The organism is Streptomyces sp. NPDC052064 (genome assembly GCF_055585925.1).
Map to the genome: position 1 here is coordinate 286900 of NZ_JBVJJE010000013.1, position 19982 is coordinate 306881.

General features: G+C 73.0%; 13 protein-coding genes and 1 pseudogene. 8 read left to right on the forward strand and 6 right to left on the reverse strand.

The annotated features are described in order from the left end of the window. Positions 1–11 precede the first annotated feature (11 nt). The 3 genes and pseudogenes from cyc2 (at position 12) to ACZ6TU_RS31970 (ending at position 3949) form a co-directional block, all read left to right on the forward strand. Positions 12–2174 carry a germacradienol/geosmin synthase Cyc2 gene (gene cyc2, locus ACZ6TU_RS31960; protein WP_469552432.1) on the forward strand — a complete coding sequence of 721 codons (2163 nt, stop codon included), beginning with the start codon at positions 12–14 and terminating at the stop codon, positions 2172–2174. A 116-nt stretch (positions 2175–2290) separates the two neighbouring features. Continuing rightward, positions 2291–3243 (forward strand): annotated as a pseudogene (locus ACZ6TU_RS31965) (multicopper oxidase domain-containing protein). Between the two features lie 145 nt (positions 3244–3388). Next, positions 3389–3949, forward strand: coding sequence for a PDZ domain-containing protein (locus ACZ6TU_RS31970; RefSeq protein ID WP_467669399.1), 561 nt, complete (start codon positions 3389–3391; stop codon positions 3947–3949). Between the two features lie 27 nt (positions 3950–3976). On the opposite strand, the gene ACZ6TU_RS31975 is transcribed toward ACZ6TU_RS31970, so the two are convergent. Beyond that, positions 3977–4732, reverse strand: a complete 756-nt coding sequence (locus tag ACZ6TU_RS31975) for a phosphodiesterase (RefSeq protein WP_467669401.1) — start codon at positions 4730–4732, stop codon at positions 3977–3979. A 185-nt stretch (positions 4733–4917) separates the two neighbouring features. Here ACZ6TU_RS31975 and ACZ6TU_RS31980 point away from each other — a divergent pair, with 185 nt between their 5' ends. Then, the gene (locus tag ACZ6TU_RS31980; protein ID WP_467669403.1) at positions 4918–6045 is read left to right on the forward strand and encodes an aminopeptidase P family protein; all 1128 of its coding nucleotides are present in this window, start codon (positions 4918–4920) and stop codon (positions 6043–6045) included. A gap of 47 nt (positions 6046–6092) precedes the next feature. Further along, complete coding sequence (locus tag ACZ6TU_RS31985) at positions 6093–7094, forward strand: aminoglycoside phosphotransferase family protein (RefSeq protein WP_467670291.1); 1002 nt, start codon at positions 6093–6095, stop codon at positions 7092–7094. Positions 7095–7146: 52 nt separating this feature from the next. On the opposite strand, the gene treZ is transcribed toward ACZ6TU_RS31985, so the two are convergent. After that, entirely contained in the window at positions 7147–8892 is a 1746-nt protein-coding gene (gene treZ / locus ACZ6TU_RS31990; RefSeq protein ID WP_469552435.1) for a malto-oligosyltrehalose trehalohydrolase, read from the reverse strand. 173 nt (positions 8893–9065) lie between these two features. Between treZ and ACZ6TU_RS31995 the strand changes: the two genes are divergently transcribed. Together ACZ6TU_RS31995 and ACZ6TU_RS32000 are read left to right on the forward strand one after the other, a co-directional pair. Continuing rightward, the gene (locus tag ACZ6TU_RS31995; protein WP_467669407.1) at positions 9066–9617 is read left to right on the forward strand and encodes an FHA domain-containing protein; all 552 of its coding nucleotides are present in this window, start codon (positions 9066–9068) and stop codon (positions 9615–9617) included. Between the two features lie 176 nt (positions 9618–9793). After that, entirely contained in the window at positions 9794–11146 is a 1353-nt protein-coding gene (locus tag ACZ6TU_RS32000; RefSeq protein WP_467670293.1) for a M14 family zinc carboxypeptidase, read from the forward strand. A gap of 61 nt (positions 11147–11207) precedes the next feature. On the opposite strand, the gene ACZ6TU_RS32005 is transcribed toward ACZ6TU_RS32000, so the two are convergent. Together ACZ6TU_RS32005 and lpdA are read right to left on the reverse strand one after the other, a co-directional pair. Then, positions 11208–12458: a M14 family zinc carboxypeptidase gene (locus ACZ6TU_RS32005; protein WP_467669409.1), complete on the reverse strand. Its 1251-nt coding sequence runs from the start codon at positions 12456–12458 to the stop codon at positions 11208–11210. Between the two features lie 174 nt (positions 12459–12632). Then, positions 12633–14054 (reverse strand): dihydrolipoyl dehydrogenase, encoded by a 1422-nt coding sequence (gene lpdA / locus ACZ6TU_RS32010; protein WP_469552437.1) that lies wholly within the window; start codon positions 14052–14054, stop codon positions 12633–12635. 87 nt (positions 14055–14141) lie between these two features. On the opposite strand from lpdA, the gene ACZ6TU_RS32015 reads away from it, so the two are divergent. Next, positions 14142–15092, forward strand: a complete 951-nt coding sequence (locus ACZ6TU_RS32015; protein ID WP_467669413.1) for a LysR family transcriptional regulator — start codon at positions 14142–14144, stop codon at positions 15090–15092. Between the two features lie 212 nt (positions 15093–15304). Here the strand turns inward: ACZ6TU_RS32015 and treY are convergent, their stop codons facing one another. Together treY and glgX are read right to left on the reverse strand one after the other, a co-directional pair. Further along, positions 15305–17674: a malto-oligosyltrehalose synthase gene (treY, locus tag ACZ6TU_RS32020; RefSeq protein WP_467669415.1), complete on the reverse strand. Its 2370-nt coding sequence runs from the start codon at positions 17672–17674 to the stop codon at positions 15305–15307. Between the two features lie 139 nt (positions 17675–17813). Next, positions 17814–19955, reverse strand: a complete 2142-nt coding sequence (gene glgX / locus ACZ6TU_RS32025; RefSeq protein WP_469552439.1) for a glycogen debranching protein GlgX — start codon at positions 19953–19955, stop codon at positions 17814–17816. Positions 19956–19982: the final 27 nt, after the last annotated feature.

Here is a 19982-nt window from a genome sequence, read left to right on the forward strand (position 1 = left end):
GGGCCCCGGCCATGACGCAGCCGTTCGAACTCCCGCACTTCTACATGCCGCATCCCGCGAGGCTGAACCCCCATCTCGAGGAGGCCCGCGCCCATTCGACCGAGTGGGCGCGCGAGATGGGCATGCTGGAGGGATCCGGCGTCTGGGAGCAGGCCGACCTCGACGCGCACGACTACGGCCTGCTCTGCGCCTACACCCACCCCGACTGCGACGGCCCCGCCCTCTCCCTCATCACCGACTGGTACGTGTGGGTCTTCTTCTTCGACGACCACTTCCTGGAGATGTACAAGCGCAGCCAGGACCGCGTCGCCGGCAAGACCCACCTGGACCGGCTGCCCCTGTTCATGCCGCTGGACCTCTCGACTCCCGTACCGGAGCCGGAGAACCCGGTCGAGGCGGGCCTCGCCGACCTGTGGGCGCGTACGGTGCCGAAGATGTCGCAGGACTGGCGCCGCCGCTTCGCCGTGGCGACCGAGCATCTGCTGAACGAGTCCCTGTGGGAGCTGTCCAACATCAACGAGGGGCGGATCGCCAACCCCGTCGAGTACATCGAGATGCGCCGCAAGGTGGGCGGCGCCCCCTGGTCGGCGGGCCTCGTGGAGTACGCGACGGCCGAAGTGCCCGCGTCCGTCGCGGAGTCCAGGCCGCTCAGGGTGCTGATGGAGACGTTCTCCGACGCCGTGCACCTGCGCAACGACCTGTTCTCCTACCAGCGGGAGGTCGAGGACGAGGGCGAGAACAGCAACGGCGTGCTCGTCCTGGAGACCTTCTTCGGCTGCACCACCCAGGAGGCCGCGGACACCGTCAACGACGTCCTCACGTCCCGCCTCCACCAGTTCGAGCACACGGCGTTCACCGAAGTGCCCGCGGCGGCCCTGGAGAACGGTCTCCGTCCCGAAGAGGTCGCGGCCGTGGCGGCGTACACCAAGGGGCTCCAGGACTGGCAGTCCGGCGGCCATGAGTGGCATCTGCGCTCCAGCCGCTACATGAACGAGAACGCGCGCGGCGGCAAGCCGTGGCCGGGATGCAGCGGCATGGGCACCTCCGCCGCCGACGTGCGAGCCCTGTTGGCCGCGGCCGGAGCCGAGCGGCTGCGCGCCTACACGCACGTGCCGTACCAGAAGGTCGGGCCGTCCCGGATCCCCGACATCCGCATGCCGTTCCCGCTGGAGCTCAGCCCGCACCTCGACAACGCCCGCCGGAACCTGCGCGACTGGGTGGACCGCATGGGCATCCTCGGTGAGGGCGTCTGGGACGCGGACAAACTCCGGGCCTACGACCTCCCGCTGTGCTCGGCGGGCCTCGACCCGGACGCCACGCCCGAGGCCCTCGACCTCAGCGCGCAGTGGCTCGCCTGGGGCACCTACGGCGACGACTACTACCCGCTGGTCTACGGCCACCGCCGCGACCTGGCCGCCGCCCGGCTGACCACGGCCCGCCTGTCCGACTGCATGCCGGTCGCCGGCGAGGCGCCGCCGGCCCCCGCCAACGCCATGGAGCGCGGCCTCGTCGACCTGTGGCTGCGCACCACCGCGGACATGAGGCCCGAGGCGCGTCGCACCCTGAAGGACGCGATCAACGTCATGACCGAGAGCTGGGTGTGGGAACTGTCCAACCAGCTCCAGAACCGCGTCCCCGACCCGGTCGACTATCTGGAGATGCGCCGCGCGACCTTCGGCTCCGACCTCACCCTGAGCCTGTGCCGGATGGGCCACGGCCCGGCCGTCCCGCCCGAGATCTACCGCAGCGGCCCGGTCCGCTCCCTGGAGAACGCCGCGATCGACTTCGCGTGCCTGACCAACGACGTCTTCTCGTACCAGAAGGAGATCGAGTACGAGGGCGAGATCCACAACGCGATCCTCGTCGTGCAGTCCTTCTTCGGCTGCGACTACCCGACCGCCCTCGGCATCGTGCACGACCTGATGAGCCAGCGCATGCGGCAGTTCGAGCACGTGGTCGAGCACGAACTGCCCGTCCTGTACGAGGACTTCCGGCTCACGGACGAGGGCCGCGCCGTCATGCGGGAGTACGTGGCGGATCTGCAGAACTGGATGGCGGGCATCCTCAACTGGCACCGCGAGGTGGACCGCTACAAGGCCGACTGGCTGGCCCGGCGCGCCCACGGCTTCCTCCCGGACCGGCCGCCCGCCCTGCCCGTGCCCGCGCTCGGCTGAGACGGCGCTTTCCGGTCGGATCCGCTCGGAACGGGACATCGAGGAACCCCCGGCAGTGCGCCGGGGGTCTTCTTGGGTGAGGGGAACACACAACGCACCACACGGGGGTTACCACCTTGACCGACATCATCGACAAGCCTGCCGACCTCACGGAGAGCGCGCAGAGCGGGGAGAGCACGGGGGAACGGACACCGGCACAGGCGCCCGCACCGGCCGAACTGACGCCGTACGTCGCGCCGCTGCCCGTCCCGCCCGTCCTGCGTTCCGCCTCCGGCGACGTCCTGCGCGAGACCGAGATCGCCCTGCGCCCGGCCTGGGTGCGCCTGCACCCGCAGCTCCCGTCGACCCTGATGTGAGGCTACGACGGCCAGGTGCCGGGCCCGACCATCGAGGTCCGGCGCGGCCGGCGTGTGCGCATCGCCTGGACCAACCGCATCCCGAAGGACAGCGAGTACCCGGTGACCTCCGTCGAGGTGAAGCTGCGCCGGGACGGCCGCCCGCAGGCCAACACCGAGCCGGGGCGCGACGGAGCCGAACCCGACAAGGACGTCGCGGCCCTGCCCGCCTGGTCCGTCACCCACCTGCACGGCGCCCAGACAAGACCAGGACGTACCGGCGCACGGCACGGACGTTCAACGACGCCCTCGGCTGCACCATCGCGGAGGGCAGCCACGAGCAGTGGAGCTTTCTCAACCTCGCGCCCATCGTCCATCCCATGCACATCCACCTGGCCGACTTCCAGCTCCTGGGACGTGACGCCTACGACGTGTCGGGCTTCGACCCGGCGGTGGGCGGCACCCGCACGCCGATCCGGTACGACGCCGGCACCTCCATCCCGCTCGCGCCCAACGAGCTCGGCTGGAAGGACGTCTTCCGGGTGCCCGGGAGCCAGATGCTGCGCGTCATGGGCAAGTTCGACGGCGCGCACGGCCGGTTCATGTACCACTGCCATCTGCTGGAGCACGAGGACATGGGGATGATGCGGCCCTTCGTCGTGATGCCTCCACAGGTGCTGAAGTTCGACCACGGTGGTGCCCACGGCGGCCATGGGGAGGGCCACACGGGCTGACCGTCCCCTGCGACCACGGCTCGCACCGTCGCCGGATCAGTCTCACTCGTTCGTGGCTCATCGCGCGCCGGAGCACCGGGTAGAGCACCAGCCGTGATCGTTCCGCATCCGACGGGGGGCGATCCGTACCATCCGGAGGCGAGCCATGGAACAGACCGCGCTGAGACCCAAGCCGATGCCGGGGCAGGAGCCCGACGGGGCGGCGTCGGTGAGAGGGTCCGGCCCTGCACGGCCCCGCGTGCACGCCGCCCGGCGCCGTGGGAGGCGGCTGCTCAACGTGCTGTTCGCCGGGTTCGTCGGCGTGGTCCTGGTCCTGTCCGGAATCGGTCTCGGGGCGATGGGCGCCACGGTGATCGGCAAGGGCGGGGTCATCGATCCGCGAGGGCGGCACACGCCGTCGCCGCCCAGCCCCTCGCCGTCCGCCGCCGGGTCCGCGCCCGCCGCCGTGACCCTCGGTGTGCAGGTCATGGACGCCGGGAAGCCGGGGGCCCGGGTCGTCGGGCTCCACGTCCCCGGGCCGGCTCAGGAGGCGGGCCTGGTGCGCGGCGACCTGCTCCTCGTCTTCGGCACGACCCGCATCGACACCGCCGCCGACCTGGCCCGGGCCGTCGCCCGTGCCCGGCCCGGCACCAAGGTGAAACTGACGGTGCGGCACCGCAGCGGCGGCTACCGGCAGCTGACGGTCGTACCGGCAGTCGTCACGTGAACCAGCTCGTCACGTCGAACCAGCTCGTCACGTGGCGACTCGGAAGTGGCTCGTGAGCCGCCCCGTGTCGTCCAGGACGTGGAAGGCGATCCCGGGCGGCGCGTCCCGGTCGGCGACCTGCTCGCCCTCCCAGGGCAGCCGCAGCGTCCACGTCACGCCGGGGCCGACGACGAGCGGCCGCCCCGCGAACGAGGTGGCGGCGGGGGTGTGCGCATGGCCGGTGATCAGACCGGCGATCTCGGGCCGGCGGGCCAGCAGCCGGGCCAGCCGGCCGGACTCCCGCAACTGGTAGGAGTCGGGCAGCGGGTGGTGCAGCGCCACCGGCGGGTGATGGAAGGCGAGCAGCGCCGGAAGGCCGCCGTCGAGTTCGTCGAGGGTCGTCTCGATCCAGTCGTACGTCTCCGCGTCCAGCTCCCCGTCGTCGCTGCCGGGGACGCTGGAGTCACACATCAGCACGGCACCGTCGTCGAAGACCTGCACGCTGTTGACGGGCCCCTCCGCCCCCGGCAGGCCCAGCAGCGCCTTGCGGTAGGGCGCGCGGCTGTCGTGGTTTCCCGGGCAGGTCAGCACGGGGAACGGGACGTCGCCGTCGCGCAGCCCCAGGATGCGGGCGGCCTCCTCGTACTCCGGCTCCGTGCCGTGGTCCGCGATGTCCCCGGTCACCAGCAGCGCGTCCACATGCCCGGGCAGCTCCCACAGCCGGTCGCGCACGCGCTCGGCGCGCTCCGTCGCCCGCGCGCTCCCGTCCAGATGCAGATCGCTGATGTGTGCGAGTACGAGCACGGTCGTACGCCCCCTCGATCGAACAGCTAATGGATGCCGAGCATCTAAGCATTACCTCTAACGCCGGAGCAATCCTGTGCCATTAGTGGCGATGCTCGGGTGATGTCCGCAGACGGCTCGCGCAGCCCCCTCCGGCCGGGCAGGATGCTGCCCGTAGCCCCTTCGCCCGTCCCTGGGAGGCCCGGATGACCGGAAGCACGGCGGCGTTCTTCACCGCCGACGACTACAGGGCCCGCATGCGGCGCGCCGCGCGGACGGCCGCCGAGGCCGGTCTCGCGGGCCTGCTGGTGGCCCCGGGACCGGACCTGGTGTGGCTCACCGGCTACACGCCACCCGCGGTCACCGAACGGCTCACCCTGCTGGTCCTCGCCGCCGGACAGGACCCCGTCCTCGTCGTCCCCGCGCTGGAGGCCCCGGACGCGCAGAAGGCGGCCGGCGCGCCCGCTCTGGTCCTGCGTGACTGGACCGACGGCAAGGACCCCTACGCCACCGCCGCCGTCCTGCTCGACTCCTCGGGCCGGTTCGGCATCAGTGACAACGCCTGGGCCCTGCACCTGCTGGCGTTGCAGCAGGCCGTGCCCGGCAGCTCCTACACCTCGCTCACCGAAGCCCTGCCGATGCTGCGCGCCGTCAAGGACGCGGCGGAGCTGGAGCTCATGACGGCCGCGGGAGCCGCCGCCGACGCGACGTTCGAGGAGATCCGGAACGTCCCCTTCGCCGACCGCCGGGAATCGGAGGTGGCAGCGGACCTCGACCGGCTGCTGCGCCGGTACGGACACGAGCAGGTCGACTTCACCATCGTCGCCTCCGGACCGAACGGCGCCAACCCGCACCACGAGGCCGGCGACCGCGTCATCGAACGCGGCGACATGGTCGTCCTCGACTTCGGCGGCCTGAAGGACGGCTACGGCTCCGACACCTCCCGAACGGTCCACGTCGGCGAACCCACCGACGAGGAACGCCGCGTCCACGACATCGTGCGCGAGGCCCAGGAGGCCGGTTTCCGCGCCGTGCGGCCGGGCGCCGCATGCCAGGACGTCGACCGGGCCGCCCGTGCGGTCATCGCCGACGCCGGTTACGGCGAGTACTTCATCCACCGCACCGGACACGGCATCGGCGTCACCACCCACGAACCGCCGTACATGATCGAGGGCGAGGAGCGGCCCCTCGTGCCCGGCATGTGCTTCTCCGTGGAACCCGGCATCTATCTGCCCGGCCGGTTCGGCGTGCGGATCGAGGACATCGTGACCGTCACCGAGGACGGCGGACGGCGTCTGAACACCACCTCCCGCGAGCTGGTCATAGTGGAGTGACGCCACCGATGTCCCCCACACGCCTCCCGAACGGCAACGGCGCGACCATGACCCAGGCACCGACACCCACCACGGACACCGTCCGTCGGCTGGTCCGTTCCCTGCTCAAGGACGGCCAGGACGGCGAGGACATCAAGGACGGCAGGGACGGCAAGGGCGGCAAGAAGGCCAAGCAGGGAAGGGGCTCCGCCGCCGGCCCCGACGTCCGGCCCGCCACCGGGGGCGCCGCCCCGGCCACCTGGTGGGTCGGCACCCGCCATGTGCTGCGCCTCGCCCCCGACCGCGAGGCCACCGTGCGCCAGCGCCGCGAACTGCGCCTGCGCGACCTCGTCCGGCCGCACGTCCCGGTGGCGGTGCCGGTCAGCGTGGCGCACGGAGAGTGGGCGGCCGGGCTGGCCTACACCCTGGACACCAAGGTGCCGGGCGGCTCGGGGGAGGAGCACGACGTGTCCGCCGTCGGCGAGGCCGACCTCGCCGGACTGCTCACGGGGCTGCGTGAGGTGCCGGTCCGGCAGGCCGAGACCCTCGGCGTGCCGCGTGCCGCTCCGCGCTCCCTGGAGGCGCTGCGCCGGGCCGCCGTACGTGCCGCCGAACGCCTCGCCGATGCCGACGAGTTCGACGCCGCCCGCCTGAACCAGCTCACGGCGCCCGCCGCGGCCCAGCTCGCCGCCCAGTCCGGCTCGGCGGTCCTCACCCACCACGCGCTCACGGGAGGGCATCTCGTGGTCAGCGCCGACGGACGGGTGCGCGGCGTCCTCGGCTGGGCCGACGCGGTCGTCGGTGACCCGGCCGAGGACATCGCGGGCCTCGCGCTCGCCGTCGGCTCACCCGCCGCCGTACGCGCCGCGACCCTCGCCGGCTACGGCGCCCGCCCCTGCCTGCGCGGCCTGTGGCTGGCCCGCTGCGACACGGTCTTCCACCTCGCCGGGGCCCTCACGGGCCGGGACGCGGGCCGGCTCACCCTGCTGCGCACGCAGTTGCGCCGGGCCTGGGAGCCGATCCTGCTGGAACGGGTGACGGACCTGCGGGACACGGACGAGGCCCTTTAGCGGTCCGGGCGGCAGGGCGTCGTCGTAGGCGCTGTAGACGCCGTAGGGGACGTCACTCCTGCAACAGCACCACACCCGACTCCCCGGGCAGGTGCACCACCCCGTCCGCCGCGGGAGTCTCCACCGGCTCCCACGCGGCCAGCACGCGCGCGTGCGGGACGCCGAGCGACAGCGCGGCCGGTTCCCGCGCCAGGTTCACGGCCACGAGGACGTCCCCGCGCCGGAAGGCGATCCAGCGGCGCTCCTCGTCGTAGGCCACCTTTGTGTCGGCGAGGTCGGGATCGGTCAGGTCGGGCTGTTCGTGGCGCAGGGCGAGGAGCTGCCGGTACCAGGCCAGCACGCGCGCGTGGAGCTCGCGTTCCGGCTCGGACCAGTCGAGGCAGGAGCGGTCCCGGGTCGCCGGGTCCTGCGGGTCGGGCACGTCCTCCTCCTTCCAGCCGTGCGCGGCGAACTCACGCCGCCTGCCCCGCCGTACCGCGTCCGCCAGCTCCGGGTCGGTGTGGTCGGTGAAGAACTGCCAGGGCGTGCCCGCCGCCCACTCCTCGCCCATGAAGAGCATCGGCGTGAAGGGGGCCGTCAGGGTCAGCGTGGCCGCACAGGCCAGCAGCCCGGGGGAGACCAGGGCCGAAAGGCGGTCCCCCTGGGCGCGGTTGCCCACCTGGTCGTGGGTCTGGCTGTAGCCGAGCAGCCGGTGCCCGGCCACCCGCGTACGGTCCAGGGGGCGCCCGTGGTGCCGCTCCCGGAAGCTGGAGTACGTCCCGTCGTGGAAGTAGCCGCCGGTGAGGGTCTTGGCGAGCCCGGCGAGGGGAGCGCGCGCGAAGTCGGCGTAGTAGCCCTGCGACTCGCCGGTCAGCGTGGTGTGCAGGGCGTGGTGGAAGTCGTCGTTCCACTGCGCGTGCAGCCCGAGGCCGCCCTCGTCCCGGGAGGTGATGAGCCGCGGGTCGTTCAGGTCCGTCTCGGCGACCAGGAACAGCGGCCGGCCCACCTCGGCGGCCAGGGCGTCCACGGCCGTCGACAGCTCCTCCAGGAAGTGGAACGCGCGCGTGTCCACCAGGGCGTGCACCGCGTCCAGGCGCAGCCCGTCGATCCGGTAGTCGCGCAGCCACGCCAGCGCGCTGCCGACGAGGAACGCGCGCACCTCGTCCGAGCCGGGCGCGTCCAGGTTGACCGCGGCGCCCCAGGGCGTGTGGTGCCTGTCCGTGAGATAGGGCCCGAAGACGGGCAGGTAGTTCCCGGATGGGCCGAAGTGGTTGTGCACCACGTCGAGCACCACGCCCAGGCCGAGTTCGTGGGCCCGGTCGACGAAGCGTTTCAGTGCCTCGGGCCCGCCGTACGGCTCGTGCACGGCCCACAGCGAGACACCCTCGTAGCCCCAGCCGTGCGTGCCCGGGAAGGGGCACAGCGGCATCAGCTGCACGTGTGTGACGCCCAGTTCGGCGAGATGGCCGAGCCGCTCGGCGGCCGCGTCCAGGGTGCCCTCGCGGGTGTACGTCCCGACGTGCATCTCGTACAGCACCGCGCCGGGCAGCGGCCGCCCCCGCCACTGGGCGCGCCACGCGTACCGATCGTGGTCGACGACCGCGCTCAGTCCGTCCGGGCCGTCCGGCTGCCGGCGCGAGCACGGATCGGGCCGTACGGGACCGTCGTCCAGCGCGAAGCCGTACCGGGACCCGTCGCGCGCGTCCGCCTCGCCCCGCCACCATCCCGCCCGTTCCGGATCGCGCTCCAACGCGCGCGTGACGCCGTCGCACTGGAGCGTCACACGGCCTGCCTGCGGTGCCCACACCTCGAACTGCACGGACGGTTCCCCTTCGTCTGCTCACCGTGATGTAGCCCGTCCATGGTGCGTCAAACGCGATCAATCCGCTGGTGCATCCACCCATTTGCGGCGGGTGTCGCCGGGTACGCGCGCGTGGCGGCCGTTTTCCCGTTTCCTGGACAGCCCGGCCGCACTGCCCGACAATCACGAGCGTGACGTCGTCCTTCGAGTTCAACACGTACCCCGCGCGGCTCTCCGACGTGGAGCGCGACAGGGCGCTGAAGGTGCTCCGTGACGGCGTCGCCGTGGGCCGCCTCTCCCACGACACGTTCATCCGCCGCATGGAACTGGCGCTCGCCGCCCGCCGCCCCGACGAGCTCGCCGTGCTCACCGCCGACCTGCCCACGGAGAGCCGGTTCTCCCGCCGGGTGTTCGGCACCGTCGAGGCGGTCTCCGGATTCACCGTACGGCTGCGCAGAGCCTGGCAGGCCGAGCGTCTGCCCAAGCTGCTGCTGCCGCACCCGTCGCACAGTCATCCGCTGCGCATAGGCCGCGACCCCGCCAGCGGACTGCGCCTCAACCACGAGACCGTCTCCCGCGTCCACGCCGAACTCCGCCACCAGGGCGGCATGTGGGTCCTGCGCGACCTGGGCTCCACCAACGGCACGACGGTGAACGGACGGCGCGTGGTCGGCGCGGCCGTCGTCCGCGAGGGCGACCAGGTGGGCTTCGGGCGGATGACGTTCCGGCTGTCGGCCGACTGACCGGAAACCGAGCCATGCCTTAGCTCTGGCCTTGGAATTACTTGCTGTCGATCCGTGGGGAGTGGCTCAAAACCCGTTGCTCTCCGCGGTGTTGACGTACCCCTGAAGTCGTGACTCACTGTGCGTACGCCATGTACGGCTGGTGAAGCGACGGCACCGCATCGGGGAGGTGTGCCCTGCCGCCCCTCCTGCGCTATCCGACCGTCGACGAACTGAGCGCCCGGGCCGCCGCCTTCGTCGCCCGCCACCCGCGAGAGGCCCGACTGCGCAGGATCGGCACGTCCCGCGCGGGCACGCCCATGTGGCTGCTCTCCGTCGGCCACGGCAGCCGTCAGGCCCTCGTCGTCGCCGGCCCCCACGCCAACGAACCCGTGGGCGGCGCCACCGTGCTGCGCCTGGCCGAGCGGGCGCTGGCCGACCCGCGGCTCACCGAGGGCACCGACGCCACCTGGAACCTGCTGCTGTGTCTCGACCCGGACGGGCTGCGCCGCAACGAGGGCTGGCTGACCGGCCCGTACGCCCTCGGCCGGTACTTCCGGAACTTCTTCCGGCCCGGCTTCCTGGAACAGCCCGAATGGCTGCCCGAGGGCGCGGCCGGCGCGGCCCTGCCGGAGACCCGCGCCCTGCTCGACGTCCAGGACGAACTGCGGCCGTTCCTCCAGTGCTCCCTGCACGGCGTCGACGTCGGCGGCGGCTTCGTCGAGCTCACCCGTGACCTGCCCGGCCTCGCCCAGCGCGTCGCGCACACCGCGGCCCGGCTCGGCATCCCCCGCGAGCTCGGCGCCTACGACGCCCTGTACTGGCCCGGCCTCGGGCCCGCCGTCTACCGGATTCCGCCGCCGCGCCGGGCCGGCCTGGCCGCGGCCATAACGGAGGCCGCCGTCGAGTCCACGTGGTTCCACCCGCACCGGCACGGCACCGTCACCGCGGTCGTCGAGGCGCCCATGTGGGCCGTGGCGGCCGTGGCGGACGGCTCCCCGCCCGCCGACCGGGACGGGGTGCTGCGGGCCGTGAGCGGCACCCTGCGCCACGACACGGGGCTCCTGCGGCACCTCCTGGCCCGGATCCGGCCGCACCTCGCCGCCGGGCCCGACGCGGCACGCCTGCTCGCCCCGGTCGACGACTATTTACTGGTCTGCCCCGGCCTCGCCGACGCCTGGGACCCCGACACCGGCGACGGAGCGGCCCACCCCCTTCCGCCCCTGAGCACCGCCCACCTCGCCGCCCTGCGCATCTCCGGGCGACGGCTGGCCCTGCGCACCGCCGGGCTCCTGCACCAGCTCGTGCGGGCCGCCGGCCACGACCCGGCCGGGGCGCTGCCGGAACTGGACCGGCTGATCGACGAGTGGTGCGCCGACTACCGCGACGGCTGCGGGGCGCGCTGGATCCCGGTGGCACGCCAGGCGGAGTACCAGGCACGCGTCGTGCTCTCCGCCTTCGAACTGGCCGCGCGGCACACACGCGCGTACTCCGGCTCGGGCGAGCCGGGGTGGGGATCAGGGGCGGCGGTGCCGATGCAGCGGGAGTGACGCCCCGCTGATGGCGCGGACAGGGCCGGTGTTCGCCCTGGGCCCGCGACGCCGCGGGCCTCTACGACGCCCCCTCGCGCGCGTGCAGCGCCGCGGCGACCACCGTGCGGGACTGGTGCTCGACCTGGTGCTCCAACGGCACCCAGCGGGCACGGAAACGTTCCGCGAAAGCGTCGCTCCAGGTCGCCACGAGCTCCTCCAACTGCTCGGCCGCCCGGTCGTCGGTCCCGCGCAGCACCCGCCGCAGCATGGCCGCCGCCCGCAGCGGCACACGGCGCGCGAACGCGTCCACGCTGCCGACGTACGCCCTCGTGCGGTCGGCGGGCGGGGTGCGCACCAGGTCGTCGGCCAGCCCCGGCACCAGCTCCAGCCCCCACCGCGCGGCCCGCAGCAACGGCCCGTCCAGGTCCGTGAGCCGGGGCAGCGCGCCGTCGAGCACCCGCGTCACCTCCAGCGCGTCCCGTTGCAGCCGGCGCGCGAGCCGCCCGATCGCCGCCGCCGGAGCCGGATGCGGAGCCGGGTCGTCCACCAGATCGCTCGCCCACATCGGCACCTCGACCACCGCGGTCAGACCGCCGTACCGGTGGGCGTGGTACCAGGTGCTGTGCCGCGCGTCGTCCGGCAGGCTCGGGTACGCGGGCCCTGCCCCCGGCGCGGGCATGACGTGCACCCCCGGCCCGGACGCGGGCCAGCCCGCGGCGTCCGAGGCGCCGGTCTCCACCGGGATGTGCAGCTCGGCCGCGGACTTGGCGAACGGCTCGGCCAGCCCGGGCACGTCCTTCGTCAACTGCACCCAGCTGCCGCCCAGGTCCGTGCCGTGCAGGGTCACCTGGAGGTAGGGGCGCAGCTCGTCGATGACGCCGGTCAGGGCCCGGGTCTCGGGCGGCAGCCGGTCGGGCGGCAGCACGGACGGCGCCCACTCCGGCTGCTCCGGGCCCGCGGGGCGGAAGAAGCCGAGGTGGTAGTCGAACAGGCTGCGCGGCGCCGGCGTCACATGCAGGCTCGCCCCGTCGGGGTCCGCGCACAGCAGGAAGTGCCAGGAGATGCCGTCGCGCAACTCCCGCTGGTCCAGCACCCGTCGGGCGAGCGCGAGCAGGGTGCAGGAGCCGGTCGGCTCATTGGCGTGGGCGCCCGCGACCACCAGCACGGCGCGGCCGGCGCGGCCCACCGACAGCAGGTGCAAAGGTCTGCCCGCGCGCGAGACCCCCACCTGCCGCAGGGTGCACATCCCGGGCCGGTGAGTGGTCAACGCCCGGGCAGCGGAGATCTGTTCGGCCACCGTCGGGTAGCGCTGCTCCGGCAGGACACTCACCCCCGTCACATCCGCCCGAGTTCGCAATCGCAGTACCCCACGGCCATGGTGCGGTGTCAAGGGCGCGGCCGGGGAGGTTCCAGGGGGCGCCCGGAAGCATGGCCGGCCGGTGGGCGGCGGGCGCCCCGGACGGTGTGTCGCCCCTGTCACCGGTGTGGCGTCACCGGCGCGGTGTCACTGCTGGTGCAGCCCGCGCCCGGCCAGGGTCAGGAACGCCTCGCCGACCGCCTCCGACAGGGTCGGGTGCGGGTGGACGTGCCGGGCCACGTCGGACGGCTCCGCGTCCCAGCCGACGATCAGCTGGCTCTCGGCGATCATCTCCGACACGTGCGGGCCCACCAGATGCACGCCCAGCACGCGTCCGCCGCCGGCCTCGGTGACGACCTTCACCATGCCGCCCTGCCCGTGCACCATGCCCTTCGCGACGGCGATCAGCGGCATGCCGTTGGCCTCCACCTCGTGCCCACGCGCGCGTGCCTCGGCCTCGCTCAGACCCACGGCCGCGGTCTGCGGCGACGAGTACGTGACCCGGGGCACGGCCGCGTAGTCCACGGGCGCGGACGGTACGCCCGCCAGCGTCTCGGCCACCAACAGCCCTTCCGCGAACGACGCGTGGGCCAGCCCGAGCGACGGCGGCGGCAGCAGGTCGCCCACGACGTGGACGCCGGGCACGGCCGTCTCCAGCCGGTCCCAGTCGGCCGGTACGACGAAACCGCGCTCGTCCGTGGTGAGGCCGGCGACGGCCACGTCCAGGCCGTCGGTGACCGGGACCCGCCCGACCGCCACGAGCAGCCGTTCGGCCTCGACCGTGAGGGTTTCGCCCCGGGCGGTACGCACGTGTGCGCGTACCCCGTCGTCGAGGACCTCGGCGTCCAGGATCCGGGAGCCGGCCCGGACGTCGATGCCGCGCTTCTTCAGACCGCGGGTCAGATGCCGGCTCACGTCGGCGTCCTCCAGCGGCACGATCCGGTCGGCGGCCTCCACGAGGGTGACGTCGGCGCCCAGGGACCGGTGGAACGAGGCGTACTCCACGCCGATCGCCCCGCCTCCGAGCACCAGCACGGACGCCGGGAGCCCGGGCGCGAACAGGGCGTCGTCGCTCGTCACCACGCGCCGTCCGTCCGGTGCGAGCCCCGGGAGCGTGCGCGGCCGTGAGCCGGTCGCGAGCACGAGGCCACGGCGCGCGGAGAGGCCGTACACGCCGGGTTCGCCGTCCACACCTTCCACCCGCACGGAGCGCGGCCCCGTCAGCCGCGCGCTGCCCCTCACCACCCGCACGCCCGCGTGCGCGAGATGCGCCTCCACGCCCCTGTGGTTGCGGGCCACGATGTCGTCGCGCGTGGCCACCAGGGCCTGCCAGTCGACGGTGTCCAGCGTCGCCTTCACGCCCCAGCGCTCGCGTGCCTCGGCGATCCCGTCGACGAGTTCGGCCGCGTGCAGCATCGCCTTGCTCGGGATGCAGCCGCGGTGCAGACACGTCCCGCCGACCTTGTCCCGCTCGACGAGCACGACGTCCAGACCGAGGGCCGCGGCGCGCAGGGCGGTGCTGTAACCGCCCGTGCCGCCGCCGATGACGATGACGTCCGGTGAGTTCATGCCCTCAGCCTCCGCTCGTCCCTTGCCATGAGTCCAAGGCAATGTTCTTGTGGGATCGATGCAGGACGTTTATGGGAGGGGCCGTCCATGAGCCTGCGGCAGATGGAGTACTTCCTGACGGTCGTCGAGGAGGCGTCCTTCACCCGTGCGGCCGAGCTCCTGCACGTCTCGCAGCCCGCGCTCTCCCACCAGATCAAGGCCCTGGAACGGTCGGTCGGCGGCGCGCTGCTGGAGCGCATGCCGCGCGGCGTGCGTCTGACCCCGATGGGACGCGCCTTCCGGCCGCACGCCGAACTCGCCGTGCGCAGCGCAGCGCAGGCCCGCCGCGCGGCCCGCGCCGCCGCCGGCGCCGAGGGCGGCGAACTGCACGTCGCCGCCGTCCACTCCGTCGCGGTCGGTGTCCTCCCGGACGTCTTCGCCCGCTGGCGCGCCGCCCATCCGCGCGTGCTGCTGCATCTCCACGAGTACGCCTCCTCGCAGGCACTGGAGGAACAGGTCGAACGGGGCGCGGCCGACCTCGCCGTCGGTCCGGCACCCGCCGACTGGCCCGGCACGGTCGTGCCGGTCGGCGAGGAGGACATCATCCTGGTCGTGCCCTTCGACGACCGCTTCGCCGGCCGTACGACGGTGACGCTGCCCGAACTCGCAGACCGCCCCTGGGTGCGCTGCGTCATGGAACCCGTCGTGCAGGGCGAACGCTTCCTCGACTGGGCCTGCGGCCGGGCCGGATTCACCCCCCGCACCGCCGTGTTCACCGAGCACAGCTCCACGGCGGTACGGATGGCCGCCGCCGGGGTCGGTGTCTGCGCCGTGCCTTCCCACCTCGTCCGCGACGCGGTCGGCGAGGACTGTGTCGTCCTCACCCCCGACCCGCCCTGGAAGCGCACGCTGACGGTCTTCTCCCGCCTGCCCCCGACCGGGGCGGCGGAGGCCTTCGTGACCCTGCTGCGCGCGGCCTGGCCCCACCCACGCGTGGCCCCCGCCTCGCCGCTGCGCGCGTACGAGGACTGTCCCGAGGACGGACCCGCGGTCGCCTGAGCAGGGCACGGGGTACGGAGGGGTACAGGGCCGGCCACGCGCGGCCACGGGCGCCTGACGCCGCGAAGCAAGGGCCACCCTGTCGCCTTGGCGCCAGGCCACGCGCACACCGCGCCGCCGTGACCGGCGCGGGAGGCGTTGCCGTGCCTCGCGCGCCCCCGTGCCGTGCCCGGCGCGCCCGCTTGCCCTGCCGCTCCGCAAGCAGCCCGGCCTCAGTCGCCCACCCTTTCCAGCAACGCCACCGGCAGCCGTGCGAACAACTCCTCCACGCGCGCGTGCCCCGTGAACTCCCGCCCCGGTTCCAGTACATCCGCCCAGCGCCCCGGCGGCAGCGGCAGCCGGGTGCCCTGCCAGCCGCCCGCCTCCGCGAGCCGGAGGGACAGGCGGGTGACGGCCGTCAGTGCCTCGCCGGAGCGTACGAAAGCCAGGCAGTGCTGTGCCGCCGGTCCCTCGGCCGGCAGCGGCATGTACGTCGCCGTGTCGCCGAAGGCGCCGGGCCGTCGTGCCCGCAGCCCCAGCGCCGCCCGTGTCACCGCCACCTTCTCCTCGGACGTCGCGCCGGACTCCTCGGGCGGGAAGCTCACCGCCCGCCGGTTGTCGGGGTCGACCAGCGCCCGGTACTCGGCCTCCGTGCCCTGGTAGACGTCCGGCACGCCCGGCATCGTCAGCTGGACCAGGGCCGTGCCCAGCACGTTCGCCCGGATGTGCGGCCCGAGAGAGTCCCGGAACGCGGCGACCCGCTCACCCGGCGCCCCGCACGGCCCGGCCGCCACGAACCGCGCCACCGCCTCCTCGTACGGCGGCTCCTGCTCGGTCCAGCTGGTGAACAGGCCCGCCTCACGCACGTGCTTCAGCAGCGCCCCCTGCACCCGCTCCTCGGCCCCCGACTCCGGGCCGAGCCCGAACGCCGTCTGCCAGGCCGCCCAGGCCAGTTGCGCGTCCGGCACGCCCTCGCCGGTGCGTGTCACCTCGGCGAGGACGTCCGCCCAGCGGTCCGGGCACTCGGTGAGCACGTTCAGCGCCGCCCGGACGTCTGCACTGCGCTTGGTGTCGTGCGTCGAGGCGACCGTCCCGGTCACCGGCCAGTCGCGCTGCACGCGCGCGCAGTACGCGTGGAACTCCTCCGGCGACAGCGCGGGACGGCCCGGGTTCCCGCCCACCTCGGTCGCCGACAGCAGCGGCACGTAGCGGTAGAACGCCGTGTCCTCCACGGACTTCGCCCGCAGCGCCGACGAGGTCTGCGCGAACCGCGTCCGGAACTCCACCTGCGCGGGCCCGTCGCCGTACCGCCCCAGCACGAGATCCCGTACGACGTCCACCGCGCCGGCCTCCTCGGGCACCGTGAAGGCGAGCCGGGCCTCGGCGGCGGCCTCCTCGGTGACCACGGACGCCGCGTCGACGGACTCGTACGACCGGTAGACCTCCATCCGGACCAGCAGCTCCTGGAGCGCGGTGCGCAGCGCCCAGGGCGCGCGGTCGCGCAGCGCCTGCTCCGGCGAGGTCGCGCACAGCCGCGCCGCCACTCGCACCAGCCGGTCGGTCTCGGTCGCCAGCTCGTGCGTGAGGACTTTGTACGCCGCCCGCCGCACGGTCGCCTCCCACTGCCCGCCCCGGTCCGTCTGCGGCGCCGCGAATCGCCTGTACTGCCCCAGGAGGTCCCCGAACCCGGCCGGGTCCGTGAAGAGCCCGTCCACGTGCCGCAGGGCGTCGTAGCCGGTGGTGCCCGCGACGGGCCAGGAGGCCGGCAACTGCTCACCGTCGGCCAGGATCTTCTCCACGACCGTCCAGCAGCCCCCCGTCGCCTCGTGCAACCGCCGGAGGTAGTCGTCGGGGTCGGCGAGCCCGTCGGGATGGTCGATGCGCAGCCCGTCGATCACGCCCTCGTGGAGCAGCTCGAGGATCTTGTCGTGGGTGGCCTCGAACACCTCGGGGTCCTCCACCCGCACCCCGATGAGCTCCGAGATGCTGAAGAACCGCCGGTAGTTGAGCTCGGTCCGGGCCAGCCGCCACCACACCGGGCGGTACCACTGCGCGTCCAGCAGGTGCGGCAGCGGCAGGTCCCCGGTGCCCTCGCGCAGCGGGAACACATGGTCGTAGTAGCGCAGGACGTCACCGTCGACGCGCAGTTCCCCGAGCACCTCGCCCAGCGGAGCGCCGAGCACCGGCAGCAGCACCTGGCCGTCCTGGGCCTCCCAGTCGATGTCGAACCAGCGCGCGTAGGGCGAATTCGGGCCCTCGCGGAGCACCTCCCACAGGGCGCGGTTGTGGCGCGGGGCCATGGCCATGTGGTTCGGGACGATGTCCACCACCAGGCCGAGCCCGTGCTCGCGCGCCGTGCGCGCCAGCGCCCGCAGTCCCTCTTCGCCGCCCAGTTCCTCGCGCACGCGCGCGTGGTCGACGACGTCGTAGCCGTGCGCCGAGCCCGGCACGGCCTCCAGGACGGGGGACAGATGCAGGTGCGAGACGCCGAGCGAGGCGAGGTACGGCACGACGGCCGCCGCGGCCCCGAACGGGAACTCGGGCTGCAGTTGCAGCCGGTACGTGGCCGAGGGCACCACCGGGTCAGGTCGCTCAGGTGTCATGCAGACCTACGTACCCGCCCCGCCGCCGTTCGTGTCATCGCCCGCGCCAGGTGCGCCGCGCGTCGCCCGGACGAGTGGCTCTTTCCGGGCGGCGCGACGACGGTGTCCCGAAGGGCGGCCCTACAAGCCGCCGGGCTTCCTACACGGGCCGCTGGAGCACGGTCATGCTCCGGTCGGTCAGGGTCAGCCGGTCCCCGGCCTGCACCTTCGGGCCGGTGCCCGGCGGCACACCGTCCGCGCGGGCCGTGTCGACCACCACCTGCCACTCCCGCCCGTGGTTGACCGGAACCAGGAACTCCAGCGGCTTGGGCGAGGCGTTGAACATCAGCAGGAACGAGTCGTCGGTGATGCGCTCCCCGCGCGGGCCCGGCTCCGAGATCGCGTTGCCGTTGAGGAACACCGTCAGCGCCGAGGCCCGTGCCGAGTCCCAGTCCCGCTGGGTCATCTCCCGGCCCTCGGGGGTGAACCAGGCGATGTCGGACAGGTCGTCGTGCGTGCCCTCCACGGGGCGACCGTGGAAGAAGCGCCTCCTGCGGAGGACCGGGTGGTCCCTGCGCAGCCACACCATCGCGCGCGTGAAGGCCAGCAGCTCCCGGCTCAGGCCCCCCTCTGTGTCCTCGCCGTCCTCGCCGTCCGCGGGCCACTCGACCCAGGCCAGTTCGTTGTCCTGGCAGTAGGCGTTGTTGTTGCCCCGCTGGGTGCGGGCGAACTCGTCGCCGTGGCTGATCATGGGCACGCCCTGGGACAGCATCAGCGTCGCGATGAAGTTCCGCATCTGCCGGGCCCGCAGCCGCAGCACGTCCGGGTCGTCGGTCTCGCCCTCGGCCCCGCAGTTCCACGACCGGTTGTGGCTCTCGCCGTCCCGGTTGTCCTCGCCGTTGGCTTCATTGCGCTTGTCGTTGTACGACACGAGATCGTGCAGGGTGAAGCCGTCGTGGCAGGTCACGAAGTTGATGGAGGCCAGCGGCCGCCGCCCGTCGTCCTGGTACAGGTCGGACGAGCCGGTCAGCCGTGAGGCGAACTCCGCGAGCGTGCGCTGCTCACCCCGCCACAGGTCCCGCACGGTGTCCCGGTACTTGCCGTTCCACTCGGTCCACAGCGGCGGGAAGTTCCCCACCTGGTAGCCGCCCTCGCCCACGTCCCACGGCTCGGCGATCAGCTTGACCTGCGAGACCACCGGGTCCTGCTGCACCAGGTCGAAGAACGACGACAGCCGGTCCACCTCGTGGAACTGCCGGGCGAGTGTCGCCGCCAGGTCGAAGCGGAACCCGTCGACGTGCATGTCCGTGACCCAGTACCGCAGCGAGTCCATGATCAGCTGGAGCACGTGCGGGGACCGCATGAGCAGGGAGTTCCCGGTCCCTGTCGTGTCCATGTAATAGCGGGGGTCGTCCGTCAGCCGGTAGTAGCGCGAATTGTCGAGGCCCTTGAAGGACAGCGTCGGACCCAGATGGTTGCCCTCGGCGGTGTGGTTGTAGACCACGTCGAGGATCACCTCGATCCCGGCCTCGTGCAGCGCCTTCACCGCCGACTTGAACTCCAGCACCTGCTGACCCCGGTCGCCCCAGGAGGCGTAGGCGTTGTGCGGGGCGAAGAAACCGATGGTGTTGTAGCCCCAGTAGTTGTTCAGGCCCATGTCGACCAGACGGTGATCGTTCACGAACTGGTGTACGGGCATCAGCTCCAGGGCCGTGACGCCGAGCTCGGTGAGGTGATCGATGACCGCCGGGTGCGCGAGGGCCGCGTAGGTGCCGCGCAGCTCCTCCGGCAGGCCCGGGTGCCGCATGGTGAGCCCCTTGACATGGGCCTCGTAGATCACCGTGTGGTGGTACTCGGTGCGCGGCCGCCGGTCGTCGCCCCAGTCGAAGTACGGGTTGACCACGACCGACGTCATCGTGTGCGGCGCCGAGTCGAGATCGTTGCGCCGGTCGGGAACGTCGAAGTGGTAGCCGTAGACCTCCTCGCCCCAGCCGATCGAACCGCTGAGCGCACGCGCGTACGGGTCGAGCAGCAGTTTCGCGGAGTTGCAGCGCAGCCCGCGCTCCGGGGCGTACGGGCCGTGCACCCGGAACCCGTACCGCTGTCCCGGCATGATGCCCGGCACGTACGCGTGCCGCACGAACGCGTCGCTCTCCCGGAGCTCGATCGCCGTCTCCGAGCCGTCGTCGTGCAGCAGACACAGCTCTACTCGGTCCGCGGCCTCCGAGAAGACCGCGAAGTTTGTGCCGGCGCCGTCGTACGTGGCACCGAGTGGATACGCTTCTCCAGGCCAGACCTGCATGGATACGACTCTTTCAGGTGAGCGGCG